General features: G+C 60.4%; 14 protein-coding genes. 11 read left to right on the top strand and 3 right to left on the bottom strand.

The window, feature by feature from the left end; translation table 11 throughout:
• Positions 1-5: 5 nt before the first annotated feature.
• The 3 genes from GDA65_04995 to gap form a co-directional block, all read right to left on the bottom strand.
• Complete coding sequence (locus GDA65_04995) at positions 6-785, bottom strand: triose-phosphate isomerase (GenBank protein ID MBA5862047.1); 780 nt, start codon at positions 783-785, stop codon at positions 6-8.
• 36 nt (positions 786-821) lie between these two features.
• A complete protein-coding gene (gene pgk, locus GDA65_04990) occupies positions 822-2,021 on the bottom strand; it encodes a phosphoglycerate kinase (GenBank protein ID MBA5862046.1) in 1,200 nt (399 codons plus the stop codon).
• A 93-nt stretch (positions 2,022-2,114) separates the two neighbouring features.
• Positions 2,115-3,122 (bottom strand): type I glyceraldehyde-3-phosphate dehydrogenase, encoded by a 1,008-nt coding sequence (gene gap / locus GDA65_04985; GenBank protein MBA5862045.1) that lies wholly within the window; start codon positions 3,120-3,122, stop codon positions 2,115-2,117.
• A 214-nt stretch (positions 3,123-3,336) separates the two neighbouring features.
• Between gap and GDA65_04980 the strand changes: the two genes are divergently transcribed.
• The 11 genes from GDA65_04980 to GDA65_04930 all read left to right on the top strand — a co-directional run bounded on the left by GDA65_04980 (position 3,337) and on the right by GDA65_04930 (position 16,593).
• Complete coding sequence (locus GDA65_04980) at positions 3,337-5,772, top strand: endonuclease MutS2 (protein ID MBA5862044.1); 2,436 nt, start codon at positions 3,337-3,339, stop codon at positions 5,770-5,772.
• A 202-nt stretch (positions 5,773-5,974) separates the two neighbouring features.
• Positions 5,975-8,287, top strand: a complete 2,313-nt coding sequence (locus GDA65_04975) for a PAS domain S-box protein (protein MBA5862043.1) — start codon at positions 5,975-5,977, stop codon at positions 8,285-8,287.
• A complete protein-coding gene (locus GDA65_04970; GenBank protein MBA5862042.1) occupies positions 8,269-8,913 on the top strand; it encodes a response regulator in 645 nt (214 codons plus the stop codon). The genes GDA65_04975 and GDA65_04970 overlap by 19 nt, the downstream gene beginning before the upstream one ends.
• Positions 8,914-9,066: 153 nt before the next feature.
• Positions 9,067-9,396, top strand: coding sequence for a hypothetical protein (locus tag GDA65_04965; protein MBA5862041.1), 330 nt, complete (start codon positions 9,067-9,069; stop codon positions 9,394-9,396).
• Between the two features lie 40 nt (positions 9,397-9,436).
• Positions 9,437-9,832 (top strand): hypothetical protein, encoded by a 396-nt coding sequence (locus GDA65_04960; protein MBA5862040.1) that lies wholly within the window; start codon positions 9,437-9,439, stop codon positions 9,830-9,832.
• A gap of 39 nt (positions 9,833-9,871) precedes the next feature.
• Complete coding sequence (locus GDA65_04955) at positions 9,872-10,381, top strand: hypothetical protein (protein ID MBA5862039.1); 510 nt, start codon at positions 9,872-9,874, stop codon at positions 10,379-10,381.
• Positions 10,382-10,444: 63 nt separating this feature from the next.
• A complete protein-coding gene (locus GDA65_04950) occupies positions 10,445-11,305 on the top strand; it encodes a DUF3365 domain-containing protein (GenBank protein MBA5862038.1) in 861 nt (286 codons plus the stop codon).
• Positions 11,302-12,918 carry an SUMF1/EgtB/PvdO family nonheme iron enzyme gene (locus GDA65_04945; protein MBA5862037.1) on the top strand — a complete coding sequence of 539 codons (1,617 nt, stop codon included), beginning with the start codon at positions 11,302-11,304 and terminating at the stop codon, positions 12,916-12,918. Before GDA65_04950 ends, GDA65_04945 begins: the two co-directional genes overlap by 4 nt.
• A gap of 142 nt (positions 12,919-13,060) precedes the next feature.
• A complete protein-coding gene (locus GDA65_04940) occupies positions 13,061-15,199 on the top strand; it encodes a CHASE2 domain-containing protein (protein MBA5862036.1) in 2,139 nt (712 codons plus the stop codon).
• Between the two features lie 25 nt (positions 15,200-15,224).
• Positions 15,225-15,737 (top strand): SH3 domain-containing protein, encoded by a 513-nt coding sequence (locus GDA65_04935; protein ID MBA5862035.1) that lies wholly within the window; start codon positions 15,225-15,227, stop codon positions 15,735-15,737.
• Positions 15,721-16,593 (top strand): M48 family metalloprotease, encoded by an 873-nt coding sequence (locus tag GDA65_04930; GenBank protein MBA5862034.1) that lies wholly within the window; start codon positions 15,721-15,723, stop codon positions 16,591-16,593. Before GDA65_04935 ends, GDA65_04930 begins: the two co-directional genes overlap by 17 nt.
• The last annotated feature ends 112 nt before the right edge of the window (positions 16,594-16,705 follow it).

Here is a 16,705-nt window from a genome sequence, read left to right as displayed (position 1 = left end):
AGTTTTTAGCCTGCGGCAGGTTTGGACCTGACAGCGACCTTGGCGAGTGTAGCAAAAGAGACCGGATCTAAACAAGCCCCGCCGACTAATGCGCCGTCGATTTCTTTAGAAGCCAGAAAATCAGCAATATTGTGCGGCGTAACGCTTCCTCCATACAGAATGCGGACCCGCCGGCCTGCCTCAGCTCCGCTCAATTCGTTCAGGGTGTGGCGGATCAGTTGATGAACCGGCACCGCTTGTTCAGGTGAGGCGGCGCGTCCTGTACCGATAGCCCACACTGGTTCGTAGGCGATAATCATAGTGTCGAGATTCTGGCTCTCGATTCCAGCGAGTCCGGCGCGAAGCTGGCGTTGGATGACCAGGTTGGTCTGGTCGGTATCGCGCTCCTGAAGCGTTTCGCCGACACAGAGAACCGGCTGGAGTCCGTTTCGCTGGGCGGCCAGAATCTTTTTATTCGTCCAGCCGTCTTGTTCTCCGAAGAATTGTCTGCGTTCCGAGTGACCGATCAAGACAAATTGACAGCCGAGCTCCTTCAACATGGGGCCCGATACTTCACCAGTGAAGGCGCCTTTTTCTTCCCAATAAAGATTTTGCGCACCGAGGTGAAAGGTTGATGCGGGACCGAGCGCTTCACGGGCTGCGTGCAGCGCGGTGAACGGCGGCGCAAACCCGACCTGGATTCCGTCGAGATCCGGCAGTTCCTGCAACAGGCGACGAACGAACGCCCCGGCTTCGGTACCGGTCTTGTTCATTTTCCAGTTGCCGATGATGAAGCGGGTTCTCACGAAGCCTCTTTCCTGTAGGAATGGCGGAGGTTGTCGTTACGTTGCACGATTGGGAAGTGCGGCAAGTCCCGGGAGAGTTTTTCCCTCAAGTAGCTCGAGCGCTGCGCCACCACCGGTAGAGATGAATGAAATGCTTTCAGACTCTCCGGCGCGGTGAATGGCCAGGGCCGTTTCGCCTCCTCCGACAATGGTCAGGGCATACGCGTTTGCGACGGAATGGGCCATGGCAAGGGTGCCTCTCGCGAAGGCGTCCACTTCGAACATGCCCATGGGGCCATTCCACAGAATGGTTTTCGCATCCTGGACTGCCTCGGAAAACAATTTCACCGACGCGGGACCGATATCGAGTCCATACCACCCCTTGGGAATCTCCTGAACCGGAACGATTTTCGTCTCGGCTCCCGGCTCCCGCCCGGCTGCGACCACACAGTCCACGGGAAGATAGAATTTGACGCCGCTGGCAAAGGCGTGGTCCTGCACTCCCTTGGCGAAGTCGAGCATGTCGTTTTCAACGAGCGATTGGCCGATCTCAAGACCCATGGCTTTCAGGAAGGTGAACGCCATGCCCCCGCCGATGATGACCTTGTCGACTTTCTTTCCGAGATTTTCAATGACACCGATTTTTCCGGATACCTTGGCGCCGCCTAAAATAGCCACAAATGGCCGCACCGGGTTCTCGACGGCCCCTTCCAGGTACTCGATTTCTTTCTTGAGCAAATACCCGGCTGCCGCTTCGGGAATATATTTCGTGATGCCGACGGTGGAGGCATGGGCTCGATGGGCGGCGCCGAAAGCGTCATTGATATAGACGTCGGCCAGTGACGCCAGTGCCTTGGAAAAGCCTTCGTCGTTTTTCTCCTCTTCAGGGTGAAAACGGAGGTTTTCCAGTAACATGACATCGCCTGGTTGCATCTTGGCCACGAGCCCTTCGACGGCAGAGCCGATGCAATCCGGGGCAAAAATCACTTCCTTGCCGAGCAGCCGTTGGAGGCGTTTGGCAACCGGAGCCAGGCTGAACTTCGGATCAAATTTCCCCTTCGGTCGACCGAGGTGTGAGCACAGGATAACCTTGGCTCCCTCGTCGACGGCCCGATTGATGGTGGGAAGGGTCGACCGGATCCTGGTATCGTCTGTGATCTGCAAGGAATCATCGAGGGGCACGTTATAGTCGGCGCGGATAATCACGCGCCTGCCCCGAAGTTGCACATCCTCGATGATCCGTTTGCGAATATTCATGGCAGATCCTCACTCCTCCTCTGCTGTGTCCCGCGCCGATCGTTGACAGCCCCGGCCGGTGCTGCACGTCAGAAAAGCGTGTCGTGCGACGCGCTACGCCGATTTCGCGACGATGTATTTGATCAGGTCCCGCACGCGGCAGGAATAGCCCCACTCGTTGTCGTACCAGGCAGTGACTTTGACGAGCCGTTTGTCGATCACGGCGGTCAGCGGAGCATCGACAATGGCAGAGTGTGCATCGTCTTTGAGATCGATCGAGACGATGGGTGCTTCCGAGTAGGCCAGCACATTTTTCATGGGACCGGCGGCGGCTTTTTTGAACGCGGCATTGACCCCGGCAACATCGCAATCCTGTTCCGTTTCGACGGTCAGATCCACCAGCGAGACGTTGGGGGTGGGAACGCGAATGGCCAGTCCGTCCAGTTTGCCTTTCAATTGCGGAATCACCAGATGCAGGGCCTTGGCTGCGCCGGTGCTGGTTGGAATCATCGACATGCCTGCCGCGCGTGCGCGCCGGAGATCCTTGTGGGGCAGGTCGAGCAGTTGCTGGTCGTTCGTATAGGAGTGGATCGTCGTCATCACGCCGTGCTTAATGCCGAAGTTTTCCAGCAGGACTTTCGCGACCGGAGCCAGACAGTTCGTCGTGCAGGAGGCGTTGGAGACGATATGGTGAGCCTTGGCGTCGAACACCTGTTCGTTCACTCCAAGGACCACCGTGGCGTCGGGATCTTTCGCCGGAGCGGAAATGATGACGGTTTTTGCTCCAGCCGACAGGTGCTTTCCCGCTCCCTCGCGGTCAGTAAAATGCCCGGTCGATTCCACGACAATATCCACGCCGAGGGCTTTCCATGGCAGTTCCTTGGGATCCCTGACGGCCAGGACCTTGATGGGGCGGCGGTCAATAATCAGCTGATCGTCTTTGGCCTCGACGGAGGCCTGCAGCGTCCCATGAACCGAATCATACTTAAGTAGATAGGCCAAGGTCTTGGCATCGGTGAGATCGTTGATGGCGACAAATTCAAGGCTGGGATCTCCCAGGGAAGCACGAAGAACGTTGCGGCCGATGCGTCCGAATCCATTGATGCCGATACGTGTGGTCATGGGGCTAAATCCTCAAGAATTAAACGGGTTGAACAGCGTCAGTCTGGGGCGATAGTACTGACCGACTTTCTGCCTGTCAAGCATACAAAAAGAGGGAGTGGGGCGGAGAGCGGCAACAGGTGTCTGGGAATTCCATAGGCCGCTGATCTGCCTTGCCTGAGCTCTGGTGGTCGGGTAGAGTCTGGCTTTTTGAACATCAATCGGTAGTCGGGGCGTGATGCAATCGGAAAAGCTGCACTTCGAAGCGTGTAAGGTTTTGGAATGGGCCAAGCTGTTGGATCTGGTGGCGTCCTACGCCCAATCGACAGTCGGCGCGGAACACTGTCGGTCCATGGAGCTGGAGCGGGACGTGACACAAGCCCGGATCCGCCAGGAGGAAACCTCCGACATGCTGCGGCTGCGGACCGGCGTCGATCCTTTTCCCGTCCTGCGATTTCCAAACGTGACGGAGTGGCTCGGGCGGGTGGCGAAGGGCGCCTGTTTGGAGGCGCATGAGCTGCGAGACATCGCACTGGTGTTGGAATTGATCGTGGACGTCCAACGATACCTGCTGCGGCATCAGGCCGACGCTCCGACGGTCAGTGCCATGGCCGCTCAGCTCGGACCGGTTCAGGAATACCGTCGGTTGACCGTCGCGCTGAACGGTGCCATCGATCCCGATGGGTCCATACGGGAATCGGCCAGCCCGGAATTGCATCGGTTGATCCAGCGGGCCAATGACCTCAAACAGCAGATGCGGCACCGGCTCGAACAGATTCTCCATTCGCGTCGATATGAAGAAGTCTTGCAGGAACGATATTTCGCCCAGCGGGAAGGGCGATACGTGGTCCCGATTAAGGCCGAGATGCAGGGGCGAATGCCCGGCATCGTGCACGACGTGTCGTCCAGCGGCGCCACGCTCTTTTTGGAACCCCGGGAACTCGTAGATCTCAATAACTCCATCAAGGTGGTGGACCTGGATGTCGAACGCGAGGTGCGCAGGATCCTTCGGGAACTGTCGGCGCTGGTGGCGCCTCATCAACCGGCGCTGGCCGGGAGTGTGGCCCTGCTCGGTCGGCTGGACGCCATTTCGGCGAAGGCAGGTCTCAGTCAACGTCTACAGGCCTCGCCGCCGCGCCTCAATGACCAGGGACGCATTCTCCTCGCGCACGCGCGCCACCCGTTTCTGGTGGTGAGCAAGGACCAGGTGGTGCCGAATGATCTCGCGTTTGATGAAGCGGTGCGGGTCCTCATCATTTCGGGCCCCAACACGGGCGGGAAGACCGTCATCTTGAAGTTGCTGGGATTGTTCTCGCTGATGGTCCGTTGTGGCCTGCATCTTCCCTGTGCTCCTGAGTCGGAGATGGCGATCTTTTCGTCGGTGTATGCGGACATCGGTGATGCGCAGGATCTGGCGAGGGATCTGTCCAGTTTTTCGGCCCACATTACACAAATGGTGCAGCTCCTGAGCGAAGTGTCGGATGGCGCGGGGGGCGGGCAGGACAGCACGCCGGTGCCTCCTGCTCGAGCCCTGGTGTTGCTGGATGAACCGGTGACCTCCACGGATCCGGCCGAAGGGGCAGCGCTCGCGAGTGCGTTGTTGTGCCGGCTGGCGGCTGCGGGGGTGAAAGTCGTGGCCACCACCCACTACAGCCTGTTGAAAGGCCTGGCCCAGGACCGGCCGGGCTTCGCCAATGCCAGCGTGGAATTTAACCTCGATACTCTTTCACCGACCTATCGCTTGATTCAAGGCCAACCAGGCGGCTCGGCGGCGATTGAAATTGCAGGACGTCTCGGGATGGATCAGTCGCTCCTGGAGGATGCTCGCGCCCGATTGCAGGGAGACAACCGCTTGCTGGAGACGCTGCTCAGGGACTTGCAGGACAAACAACGACGACTCAACGACGACCTGACGGCTGCGACGGCGGCCCGGCAGGCTGCGGAACAGGCGTCTCGCGAGTCGCAGGAGTTGCTGACGTTCCTACAGGAATCCGAACGGGATGAGCGACAGGGGTTGAAGAAAAAGTTGTCTCAGGAGTTTCAGCGCGCCAGGGCCGCAGTGCAGGCGACGATGGACGACCTGAAGCGCGATCAAAAATTGCTCAAGGCCAAGGAGGCCAAAGCCCGGTTGATCGAATTGGAACAGGCGGTCCGGCGCGAGGTCGAAGAATCAGAAGAACCGATTCCCGTCGATCAGCTGTCCGTCGGAGACGCGGTCGAGGTGGTCGGGTTGGGTATGACCGGAACGTTGCTGGAGAATCCCCAAGGCAAAAAGCGCGTGCGTCTGAAAGTCGGTGAGGGGGAAATCCTGGCTCATGTGGCGAGTCTGGCAGGAATCCAGAGGAATCGTCAGCCACAGGCCCCGGGACCTGTCAAAACGAGCGCCGCTTCACCGAGGCGAACCAGCCAGACGCTGTCATCCGAGGACATCCAGGAGACGCTGGACGTGCGCGGTCAGGCAGCTGACGATGCATTGGACGTGGTAGTGGCCGGTCTCGATCGCGCCATTCTCGGCGGGAGCCCCTTTGTCCGCATCATCCATGGGCATGGGACCGGCCGGTTGAGAAGCGCTTTGCGGGACTACTTGAAGGCCTCTCCCTACGTGATGGCCTTCAGACCGGGCGACCGCGCAGAAGGGGGCGATGGGGTGACGATTGTGGAGTTGCGATAACCCGGTGGCCTGAGGGCTATGCTCCATGCCGGAATTTTTGTATGCTGAAGGAGAGTCGTCCGAAGGGATGCGTCTGCAATTCGATGTGTGGAGTCTGACATGACATAACCTTATTGCGTCCGAACCGGGGCTCCGCCGGGCCTCACACAGCGCCTGACTCAAAGCGCCGGTCCAGCCGCAACCTACCCTATGGCCTGCCGTCATGCGCCAGCGGGTCAGTCTTCAGAGTTTGTTCACCCTGTCAGTGCTTGCCGTGGGAATGTTCTCCGGCACTGTAGGCCTCGCCTATGCCTACTGGCACGCCAGACAATCCCTTCAGTCCACCGTGGGGATCACTTTCCAAGAAATAGCCCGTCAAAGCGCCGACAAGGCTGCCTTATTGCTTGCCGGAGAAATTGAATGGGTGCAGCGGCTTGCCGCGCTTCCCGATATCCGGGCATCCGTGGAACGATCGTTGACGCCTGCGCAGACGGCTCTCCGGGTCGAGCGATGGCGCGAAGAACAGCATCGATATTTCCATGCCCTGGCAATTATTCGGGCGGACGGGCACCTGGTCGGCGGCCGGGTGAGTGATTCCGCGCGAGAGTTCTATAGCCGGCAGCCTTGGTGGACGACGGTCGTGCAGAAGGGGCGCTCCTGGGCAGGCCCGCTGACGCTGGATGAGGAAGGGAAGGGTTACTGGGAAGTCGCGGTGCCGATTGGCGAGCGGGATAAGCCGGTTCGTGGAGCTCTCAAAGTCGTCATCGGGACGAACCGCATCTTGTCCTCGATCCTGGGCAGCCGTCTCGGCCGGACAGGCCACATGATGCTGTTGGATGAGCAGGGAGCGGTCCTGGCCTGCTCCGCGCTTGCGCCCAACCTTCATACGCCTCTTCCGGAGAGTGTCACGCAGGAGAGGACCGGGGTCCCTACCGCACGATGGGCTCAGGTAGCCAGGGATAGTCACGGTGGGCAGGGGGGCATCATCGGGATGGCCCCTGTCGTGCTTCCGGCGGAGGTGGCGCAGGCGCCGGTCTGGTCCATCCTGGTGCAGCAGGATCCGGCGGAGACATTTGAACCATTGTCTGCCCTGCTCGGGAAGCTTGGGGCATTCTGGATCGGGGCGAGTGTGTTTGTGTTGTGGCTGCGCTGGCGGCTGGGGCGGCGGATTGTGCGCCCTCTGGGGGCGTTGATTCAGCGCATCAACCGGATGGGCGATGGTGAGCGCCCCGCCCCCCTTCCGGTGCCGTCGTCCGACCATCTGTGTGGAATTGAAGAGATCGACAGGATCGCCGCAAGTTTCGACGATCTGGCTCAGCGTCTGGAGCTGGCGTCGCAAGCGAAGGCACAATATGTTCGTCGGATCGAGCAGGCTAATGTCGACCTGGCGACCTCCGAAGAACACTATCGGCTGCTGTGGGATCACTCGATCGATACCAAAATTCTGGTCGATCCCCTCGGGGTGATCCAGGCCATGAATGGACGCGGCGAGCTGACGCTCGGCCGGCCGGCCTCAACCGTCGTACACCGTCGGGTCGTCGAGCTCGTGGCCGAGGCCGAACAAGTCCGTCTGCAGGCACAGTTGGATTGTGTGCGGCAAAGCGGCGCGGAAGTGTCGGCGGGCGAGATGCGCGTGCCCCTGCCCATCCCGGGAGGTGAGCTGACGATGGACGTTGATTGCGTGCCGGTCAAGAAGGCCGGCCGCATTGAATCGATCATGGTGCAGCTCCGTGACCTGACCGAGCAGAAACAGCTTGAGCAGCAATTGCTCCGATCCGAACGCCTTGCGTCGTTGAGTCAATTCGCCTCGATGTTTGCGCACGATATCCGGAATCCCCTGGCAGGGATCAAGAAAACGCTGGAATGGCTCGCCGGTCGCCCGGAGATGGGGCAAGACTTGCCGCGTCGCTGCCTCGAGGATTTGCGTTTCACGACCGACCTGCTCCTCGGCATGATCAACGACATGCTGGACGTGTATCAGGAACACTATTCGGGACTTCCGCTGAGCCGGTCGCCGGTGGCGACGGGCATGCTTCTGCAAGAGACGTTGCGGCTCTTTCGTTTCGAAGCAGAGGCGCAGGGCGTGCGGTTCGTGGTACGCAGGCCGTCGGAGGAAGTGTGGGTGTGGGGGGACGGGCGGCGGCTGCAACGGGTCTTGATCAATCTGCTGCATAACGCCCTCAAGTACTCGCCGTCGCAGGGCACCATCACCTTGACCCTGCTGGTGGATGAGTCGCCGATGCAACGCGCGGCGTCCGCCGCAGAGCCGTCTCCCGGCTCCATGGTGACGATCCGGATCGAGGATGAGGGGCCGGGCATCGCCCCGGATGATGTGTCGCACGTGTTCGAGATGTTTTTCCGGAAGAAGGACGGACAGGATTATCGGATCGGGCGCGGCCTTGGATTACATTTTTGTCGGCTCGTGGTCGAGGCCCATGGCGGGCGTATCACCGCCGGCAATCGTCCTGCGGGCGGAGCCGTTCTGACGGTCGCGTTGCCGGTCAGACAGGAGCAGTCATGCCTATCTCCATCCTGATCGCCGAGGATCAACGGTTGTTTCGGCAGAGTTTGCGGATGTTGCTCGAGCATGAGCCGGACATTGTGGTGGTAGGGGAGGCCATGGACGGCCGGCAGGCGTTCGACCTCGCCGTGGAGAAAAAGCCCGACATCGTGCTGATGGATGTCGACATGCCGCGGCTGGACGGCATCACGGCCACCCGATTGATCCGCGCTTGTGTGTCGGACTGCCGGGTGTTGATGCTGTCCGTGCACGACGACGATGCCCGTATCGTCGCAGCCGTGCGGGCGGGAGCCTGCGGGTACATTCTAAAAGACGCCGACCATGAGGAGTTCCTGCGGATCATCCGCGCAACCTTCCTGAATAAGCCCGTGCGTTCGGCCTACATGCCGGACGGGTTTGCCAAAAAAGCTGTGGCCCTGGCGGGCCAACAAGGGGAGTCGGATTCCGGCGGGCTGTCCTTGCTGACCGATAGGGAACGAGAAATTCTCGCTTGTGCCGCGGCCGGGCGCAGTAATAAAGAAATCGCCGATCAACTCTGCGTGTCCCTCGATACCGTGAAAACTCATCTCCATCATGCCTATCAAAAGTTGAAGGTCAACGGGCGTGTTGAGGCCGTGCTCGTGTATCTCGGGAACGGCTGACGCCCGCTTGCTCACCGCGTTTCTGCTCACCCGAAGGGTGGAGAGAAAATCCACCTCCCAGGCAATAGGCCTCGCGTAGACCTTCCCGTAGAGTGGGATCGGTTTCGATCATCGTGGATCAACGCGTTCAGGCTTGAGAGAGGAGGACAGATCATGGATAGGACAGCGTTCCTCTCGACTGCATCACCGATCATGATCGGCTCAGCTGTCGTCGCGTTCCTGGCATCGGCGGGGTTCGCTCAGGTCATCCACCCGGATCAGATGTTCGGGGCGTTCACGCCACAAGCGGAAAGTCGGCCTGGAGACAGTCCTGCCTCCAGCGACTCGGCGGGAAGTGAGCCGGAGAAGGGGTTTGATCGCCAGATGCTGGCTCCGGATAACGAGCCTTCCGAGGGGATGGGCATGAACATGCTGAAGACGCCGGACAGCAAGGATGCCGATGATGCTCGGGAATCGGATCGTCAGTCGTCGGTCTCCTTCTGACCCTCTTCCGGGGATTGCGTCGTGACCAAGGAGGCGCACCATGAAAAGCTCTAGATTGAGAGAGGCGTGTTGGACTCTGGTGATTGGATTGTGTCTCGGGACGAGCCTGCTGCTCGGAACGGCCGGTGCTCAACAGTCCTGGGTCGATGACCTCAACGGGTCACTTACCTTCTACAAGACCAGCTATCCGGGGGCGAATTGGGAACCCTACAGTGAACGCCTGGCGGTTGTGAAGGACGCCATCGGACGGGGAGATAACAAGACCGTCAAAACCGAGATGGGGAAATGGTTCAAGATGTTGCGGACCCGCGAGCAGGGCATTCACGACGTGGCGGCGGATGAGTTGTTCAACTTTGCCGTCATGATTACCCCGATCCAGGAATATGGCATTGCTGTCCCGCCGGCTCCGGGGATGGGGAATGAGCCGGGCTACTGACCAGAACAGGGATCGCGAAAGACGTAAAAGGAGGGTACCATGAAGTGGACGGCGTGCCTTCTCGTCGGGTTGATCGGAGTCCTGTGTCCATTGGCGCCGGCCGGGGCGGAATCATCAGAGGGATCATCGCCCGGCGTGCATCTGGCCGTGAGCGGGCAGATTGCTAAGATTGAGAGCGGGCTCCTGTTTGTGAAAACTCCGTATGGGCTGCAAATGCGGACGATTAGCCCCAATAAGGCGGATCGAATCGGGCTGTATGACGCGCGGGTCGGCGATGAGGTGTGGTTGCTGGTCGATTCGGGAAACGTGTTGTTGGACGCCACCAGACCCGGCGGGGAGGATTTTGCCAATCACAAGGTGGTGGCCGGCCGGATTCGCTACGCCGATCCTTTTTGGCGGGAAATTCAACTCTCCACTCCTGCAGGGTTCGAACGGTTTGAGGTGGATACGCTGGTAGGGAGCAAACTCTCGGTGTTCCAGGAAGGGATGCCTGTGACGATCGAGCTGGATGCGGACAATGTAATGATCGACATCCGGCCCAATCGGTAAGGGCAGAGGGCTCGGTATGCGCGTAGCGCCTTGACTTGGTCGCAGGCCACTCGTACCATTTGCATGACGTGCGCTGCTGTCCGGCTGAGACGGGCGGCAGCGCACGGTTTCCTACAGCCCGCAACGCGAACGCATCAGGGGCAATCCATGCGACGTCGTCTGCTGTGGATGGTGGCGTGTCTGGTCGCAGGAGGGGGGCTGAACGCCATTCAGCCGACTTCGGGGTTCGAACAACCCGAACGTTCTTCAATTCCATTCCATACGGTGCTTGAACTCGAACAGACTGCCCGTCTGCTCGCCGTGCTCCTCGACTCCGGCCGTGCGGTGGTCAATGACAATCAGATCCTCTTGGATGGATCACACGGCCAAGGCCTCACGCCGGAAGCTTTCGAACGACAACTCCTGGATATGTTCCGGGGCCGGGCCGGAATCGACTTGCATGAGTTGGACAACGCGACGCTAGCCCCGCGGACGAAACGGCTGCTTCGTGCATTGGTCGAGACCAGCAGGCAGGTGATCGCCGATGTCCGCCGGGAGCTCGATCCCCACGCCACCGGATTCAAGGGGTTCATTCCCGCGGCGTTCGGGGCGCGGGTGTCTGCCCGGTTCACCGATCAAACCGGCGTGCGCCTGAAGCAAACCTCGCTGGCCCCGCGGAACCCTGCCAACCGTCCGGACGCCTACGAACGGGGCGCCTTGGAAGCATTTGCCGATGCCGCCTATCCTCGGGAAACCGTCATCAGCGAGATGGCGGCCAACAGCTCGTCATTCCGCTTGATGTTTCCGTTGTATGCGACGAGGCATTGTCTGGATTGTCATGGTGAACCCAAAGGGGTGGTCGACCGCATGGGCTACCCGCGGGAAGGCCTCGTCCTCGGACAAAATGCCGGGGCGATCAGTGTACTACTGCCGGTCAAACCATGAAGATTCTTCTGGTCCTAGTCGCCCTCTTCCTGGGCACCGTTGATCGTGGGGAGGCCAACGAGCGGTCACCGCTGCCGGTGGAGAAACCGGCTGGCAGCGGCGTGATCGTCCACCACGATGGCTATGTGCTGACAGCGCATCATGTGGTCGCCAACGCCAAACGGATTACGATCGTCACGCCGGGAGAATTTCGGGCCCCCGCTGTGCTCGTCAGTGTGGATGCGGAGCATGACCTCGCCCTCCTGAAGGTGGAGACCGTCGGACTATCCGAAGCGCCGCTTGGGTATGCCGGTGCCGTGAAACTGGATCAGGAGGTGATTGCCGTCGGGTTTCAGTTCGGGTTGCGCGAAACCACCATCACCAGAGGCCATGTGGCCGCGGTGCGTACCAGGGGCGTGCAACGGGTGTTTCAAGTGGACGCGGCGGTGAACCCGGGCAACAGCGGCGGAGCGGTCTTCAATCGGCAGGGGGAAGTCGTCGGAATTCTCACCACGAAATTTACGCATCCCTCAGGAATCGTGCCGGAAGGCATGGCGTTCGCCGTCCCCATCAGTTATGCCACGCCCTTGCTGGCCAACATTCCGGATTTTGATTTTTCGGCGATCGGCAAAGTTAGAAAAGAGATCAAGAAGGGAAAAGGCACCAGCGATCCCGTTCCGGACATGGCGCGGACAGCCGTACGGATCGAGACCATTCGCATGTCTGACACGCCGGCTGCGCCGAGCCGGTCTGCCACGATGCCTCCGGCTGCGGAGGCGCTGCGAAGTGGGCAGGCGTCGGTGGCCCGCGCGGCCGCACCGCCTGTTCGTTCGACTGAGGCCGCTCCGGCGGCCGGTGAGGATTCTATCGCTCGGGTCAATGTCCAGCTTGAGGCGGACCAGCAGGAGACGGTGAAACGGCTCTTGGAGCAAGGCCTGACGCCCCCTGCCGGAATGGTGCTGATCCCGGCAGGCGAATTTCTCATGGGGATGGAGGATGGCCTGCCCGATGCGCGCCCCCTGCATCGCCTCTATCTCAGCTCCTACTGGATCGATCAGCAGGGGGTGACAAACGCACAGTATCGAGCCTGTGTGGACGGAGGGAGCTGCCTCCCGCCGAAAGTGCGCGCGGCCTTCGATGATCCCCAGCTCGATCAACATCCCGTGACCGATGTCACCTGGATGCAGGCGAGAACCTATTGCCAATGGGGCGGGAAACGGTTGCCCACAGAGGCCGAATGGGAGAAAGCCGCGCGCGGCATCGACGGAAGGCGGTACCCCTGGGGGAACAGCGACGAGGTGATCCAGAAAAGCCGGGGGGCGCTGACGGATGGAAAGGCTTCCGCGAACGGCGTCGAGCCGGTGGGCGTGCCGCTGGCCTCCCGTTCACCCTATGGCGTGTCCGGCATGATCGGTCTGGTCTCGGAATGGGTGAAGGATTGGTATGCGGAGGATTTTTACCGCACCTCGCCGGCCCGTGACCCGCAAGGGCCCCTGCGGGGAACCTTTCGAGTCTTGCGGGGTGGCAGCTGGATGGAGCGTCCGCTGGAATTGCGCGCCGGCTACCGGGGATGGGATGAAATGACCTATTGGGGCCCGACGTTGGGGTTTCGTTGCGCGAATGACGCGCCGTAGTGGTTCGAACGCAGACAAGGCCGCCGGCATGATTGACGGTTTCCCCTTTTGAACGAGGTTGCTCTCCCGCCTCTTTCCCTCTCACCCAATCTCCAGTACGATAGCCCTCGACGCGCATGGTTGCCTCGGGTGAACCTTCTCGATGACCTCTTCGACACGGACAACGAAACTCCTCTCCGCGCTCGCGGTCGGCCTCGCTGTGTTCAGTCTCGTGGCTGGACTGCGGATGACCCGGTGGTTTGAGGTGGTGGAACTCAACGCGTTTGATCATCTGGTCCGGCGGTATGCCGATCCTGCCAAGGCGGATTCAAATCTTGCGCTGCTGGCCATCGATGAATCGAGCCTGGAGGCGTTCGGACGCTGGCCCTGGCCGCGTGACCGATTTGGGTATGTGGTGCGCTATCTCAAACAGGCGGGTGCAAGAGCCGTCGTCTTCGACGTGATGTTTTTCGAACCGGATGAGAATGCCGAAGAGTTTGATCAGTCGTTTGCCGACGACATGCGTGCGGCAGACAATGTGTTCCTCCCTATGTTGTTCCTCGCCGAGCCCGCCCCGATTCCACAGGAGCTGCAATCCCGCGCGACCCTGAAGGTCGAGTGGCGGGAATCGGACCGCAGGGCGGACATGCAGGCCGGGGTGAAGCCGCCGACTCTAGTGCTGGCGCAGCAGGCGCATGGCCTCGGCGTCATCAATCTGTCCGCGGATGCAGACGGCCCGACGAGGCGCATTCCGTTGTTGGGGCAGGTGGGCGGGCAGTTCGTTCCGCATCTCCCGGTCGCGGTGGCCCGGTACCTGCTCGGGGCGGACGGGCTTTCCGTCGAGGATGGCCGGGTACGCATCGGGAACAGCAGTACTCCACTCGATGCCGATGGCCACCTCTTGATCCGGTGGCACGGCTCGCTGGAGCAGACCTACCATGCTCGGAAGTATTCGATTGGCGGAGTGCTGCAGGCATTCGCTCAGCAGGAAAAAGGGGAGCGGCCAACACTGGATGCGACGTTGTTCAAAGACAAGGTCGTGTTTATCGCCGGGACGGCGGCAGGTCTGTACGATCTTCGAGTCACCCCATTTTCTTCCGCCACACCCGGCGTGCTCATCCACATGGCGGCGCTGGACAATTTGCTGCACGGGCAAGGATTGCAGGCCGCGCCGGCCTGGTTTTCGTTGACGGTTCTCCTGCTGCTGTGCCTCGCTTCGGCCGGGGCCTTCATGCTGGTGCCTTCCTATCCGGTCAAATTCGGCGTCACGATTGGCCTTGCCCTGGCCTACTATGGGTTGGTGGCACATGCCTTCGCCGGGCACGAGCGGTGGCTGGATCTGGTGTTTCCGGAGATGGCCCTGGCCTTGACGTTCGGCACGGCTGCGACGGTCGAATATGTAACCGAGGGAAAGCAGCGCCGGCTCATGCGGGCGGCGTTCGACAAGTACATGTCCTCTGAAGTGGTTGAGGAGATCATGCGGAATCCCGAGGCCATCAAGCTCGGGGGAGAGAAGAAGGAGATTTCGATTCTCTTCTCGGATATTGCCGGCTTCACGACCATCTCCGAAAAGATGCCGCCGGAGGATCTCGTGGCGTTGCTGAACCGCTACCTGTCGGCCATGACGACCATCATCAAGACCACCCATCGTGGCAATGTGAACAAGTATCTCGGAGACGGCATCATGGCACTCTTCGGCGCGCCCCTGAACGATCCCCAGCATGCGTCGCTGGCCTGCTATGCTGCGTTGGACTGTCAGGCCGAATTGGCCCGGCTCCGTGTGATTTGGAAGCAGGAGGGGTTGCCGGAAATTGGCGCCAGAATCGGTATCAACTCCGGGCCCTGCATTGTCGGCAACATGGGGTCTGAAGAACGGATGGAGTATACGGTGACCGGGGATAGCGTGAATCTGGCGTCGCGCCTAGAAGGCGCCAGCAAGTACTACGATACATTGATTTTGATCGGCCAGCGGACGGCCGAACTGGCCAAGAACGACGTTGAAGTGCGAGAGATCGATCTGCTACGAGTGAAGGGCAAAAAAGATCCGGTCGTCGTGTTTGAGCTGCTGGCCCGCAAGGGGCAGCTGGACGAGAAGAAGCAGCGCGTCATCGACGTGTACCTGGAAGGTCTGGCGGCCTATAAATTGCGAGATTTCTCGATCGCTTGCGCCAGATTTGCAGAAGCCGTGACCTTGGACCCATCGGATGGTCCGTCGCGCGTCTACCTCGAACGCTCGACCAATTATCGCCATACCCCTCCGTCAACAGAGTGGGATGGCGTGTATGAAATGACGTCGAAATGATCCGCGCCGTTGAAGGGAGAAAGCTGTGACACCACCACGATTGCTTCGAGTGTTTCCCATCGTCCTATGCCTCGGTCTGTTCGCCTGGGGGAGCGAGGCCCAGGCAGAAACTGTCTATGTGCAAGCCAAGACGGCGCAACTTCGCGCCGGAAAAACTTCATTGGATGCCGTGGTAGGGAACGTGAAGTTCGGCGAGGCGTTGGAGGTGGTCGGGCGTGACGGCAATTGGGTGGAGGTCAAGACTTCAGCCGGCGCCAAAGGATGGATCTTCGCCAACAAGACCTCATCGTCCAAACCGTCCGGCACCAACGATACATTGGCCAAGCTTGGCCAAAGCATGCGCGGCGGCGATGCATCGGCCACGACGGCCTCGGCGGGCGCCAGAGGACTGGATAAGGCTTCCGAAGGCTATGCCAATCGCGCCGGCGTGTCCGCGCGTGATCGCGACGCGGTGGATCGGATGACGGCCTATCAGATTCCCGATCAGGAGGTCGAGGAGTTTTTGCGAGAAGGAGGCCTCGGTGAATATGCGAAGTAATCAGAATCTGGCGGCAACGTTGATTGCCTTTTCTCTGGCCGCGGCCGGTTGCGCGGACGTGCAGCGAGCCAGTGAAGATATCGCGCGACAATCCGGTAATCCGCGCTTGGCCGGGGCCATTCATGGGGTCGGCAATGTTGTCGGGAGTCTGTTCCCCATCGGCTATGAGGAGGAGTCGTCGATCGGCCAGTCGATGGCCTTGCAGGTTGTGGCACGGTATGGCGGAGTCGTGGATCAACCGGAGCTCGTCCGGTATGTGAATCTGGTCGGGCGGGCAGTCGCCAACACGTCCGACCGGCCGGATATTCCCTATCGGGTGGCGATTCTGGAGCATGAATCGATCAATGCCTTTGCCGCGCCGGCCGGATACATCTTTGTCACGCGCGGTCTGCTCAAGCAGATCCGAAACGAGGCGGAGTTGGCCGCGGTGTTGGGACATGAAATCGCCCACGTGAGCCAAAAGCACATTCTCGATGTCATTCAGCGGAGCAAGCGCCTGGCAGGTGTGACCGAAGCGGGCCTGTCGTATGCGACGAGCAATCCGGCGGCGTTCAAGACCGTGATTGACGGCGCGGTCAAGAAGTTGCTCGATGAAGGCCTGGATCAGGAGAAGGAAACGGAAGCCGATACGGTCGGCGAAGTGTTCGCGGCGCGGGTCGGTTACGACGCGGAGGCCTATGTGGGCTTGCTGACGCGCTTACGGGACCTCAAGGGCGATGACCGGGCTTTGTTTAAAACCCATCCCAACTTTTCAGCGCGTATCGAGGCAGTGCAGAAAACGATTCAGGGCAAACATCTTGCCGCCACCGGCGTCCTGTTACAGGAGCGGTTCTCGCGCATGACCAAACGCATCTAGGGGCAGGAGGCTGAAACAGGCCGCCAGCGGCGTTCTCGCCTCGCTCAGGGCCTCAACGTACCGCAAGGGTACGCTTCGGCCCTTCCCTTGCTGCGGCCTTGCTGGACAGCCT

The organism is Nitrospira sp. CR1.1 (genome assembly GCA_014055465.1).
Taxonomy (GTDB): Bacteria; Nitrospirota; Nitrospiria; order Nitrospirales; family Nitrospiraceae; genus Nitrospira_A.
Note: the sequence above shows the minus strand (reverse complement) of the source record. Positions and strands in the feature narration are given on the sequence as shown.

What these genes read in the sequence shown, in the direction of transcription:
- GDA65_04975 (MBA5862043.1), top strand. Translation starts at nt 5,975, where the DNA reads ATGCGCCAGCGGGTCAGTCTTCAGAGTTTGTTCACCCTGTCAGTGCTT.
- GDA65_04945 (MBA5862037.1), top strand. Translation starts at nt 11,302, where the DNA reads ATGAAGATTCTTCTGGTCCTAGTCGCCCTCTTCCTGGGCACCGTTGAT.
- GDA65_04940 (MBA5862036.1), top strand. Translation starts at nt 13,061, where the DNA reads ATGACCTCTTCGACACGGACAACGAAACTCCTCTCCGCGCTCGCGGTC.
- GDA65_04970 (MBA5862042.1), top strand. Translation starts at nt 8,269, where the DNA reads ATGCCTATCTCCATCCTGATCGCCGAGGATCAACGGTTGTTTCGGCAG.
- gap (MBA5862045.1), bottom strand. Translation starts at nt 3,122, where the DNA reads ATGACCACACGTATCGGCATCAATGGATTCGGACGCATCGGCCGCAAC.
- GDA65_04955 (MBA5862039.1), top strand. Translation starts at nt 9,872, where the DNA reads ATGAAGTGGACGGCGTGCCTTCTCGTCGGGTTGATCGGAGTCCTGTGT.
- GDA65_04960 (MBA5862040.1), top strand. Translation starts at nt 9,437, where the DNA reads ATGAAAAGCTCTAGATTGAGAGAGGCGTGTTGGACTCTGGTGATTGGA.
- pgk (MBA5862046.1), bottom strand. Translation starts at nt 2,021, where the DNA reads ATGAATATTCGCAAACGGATCATCGAGGATGTGCAACTTCGGGGCAGG.
- GDA65_04965 (MBA5862041.1), top strand. Translation starts at nt 9,067, where the DNA reads ATGGATAGGACAGCGTTCCTCTCGACTGCATCACCGATCATGATCGGC.
- GDA65_04950 (MBA5862038.1), top strand. Translation starts at nt 10,445, where the DNA reads ATGACGTGCGCTGCTGTCCGGCTGAGACGGGCGGCAGCGCACGGTTTC.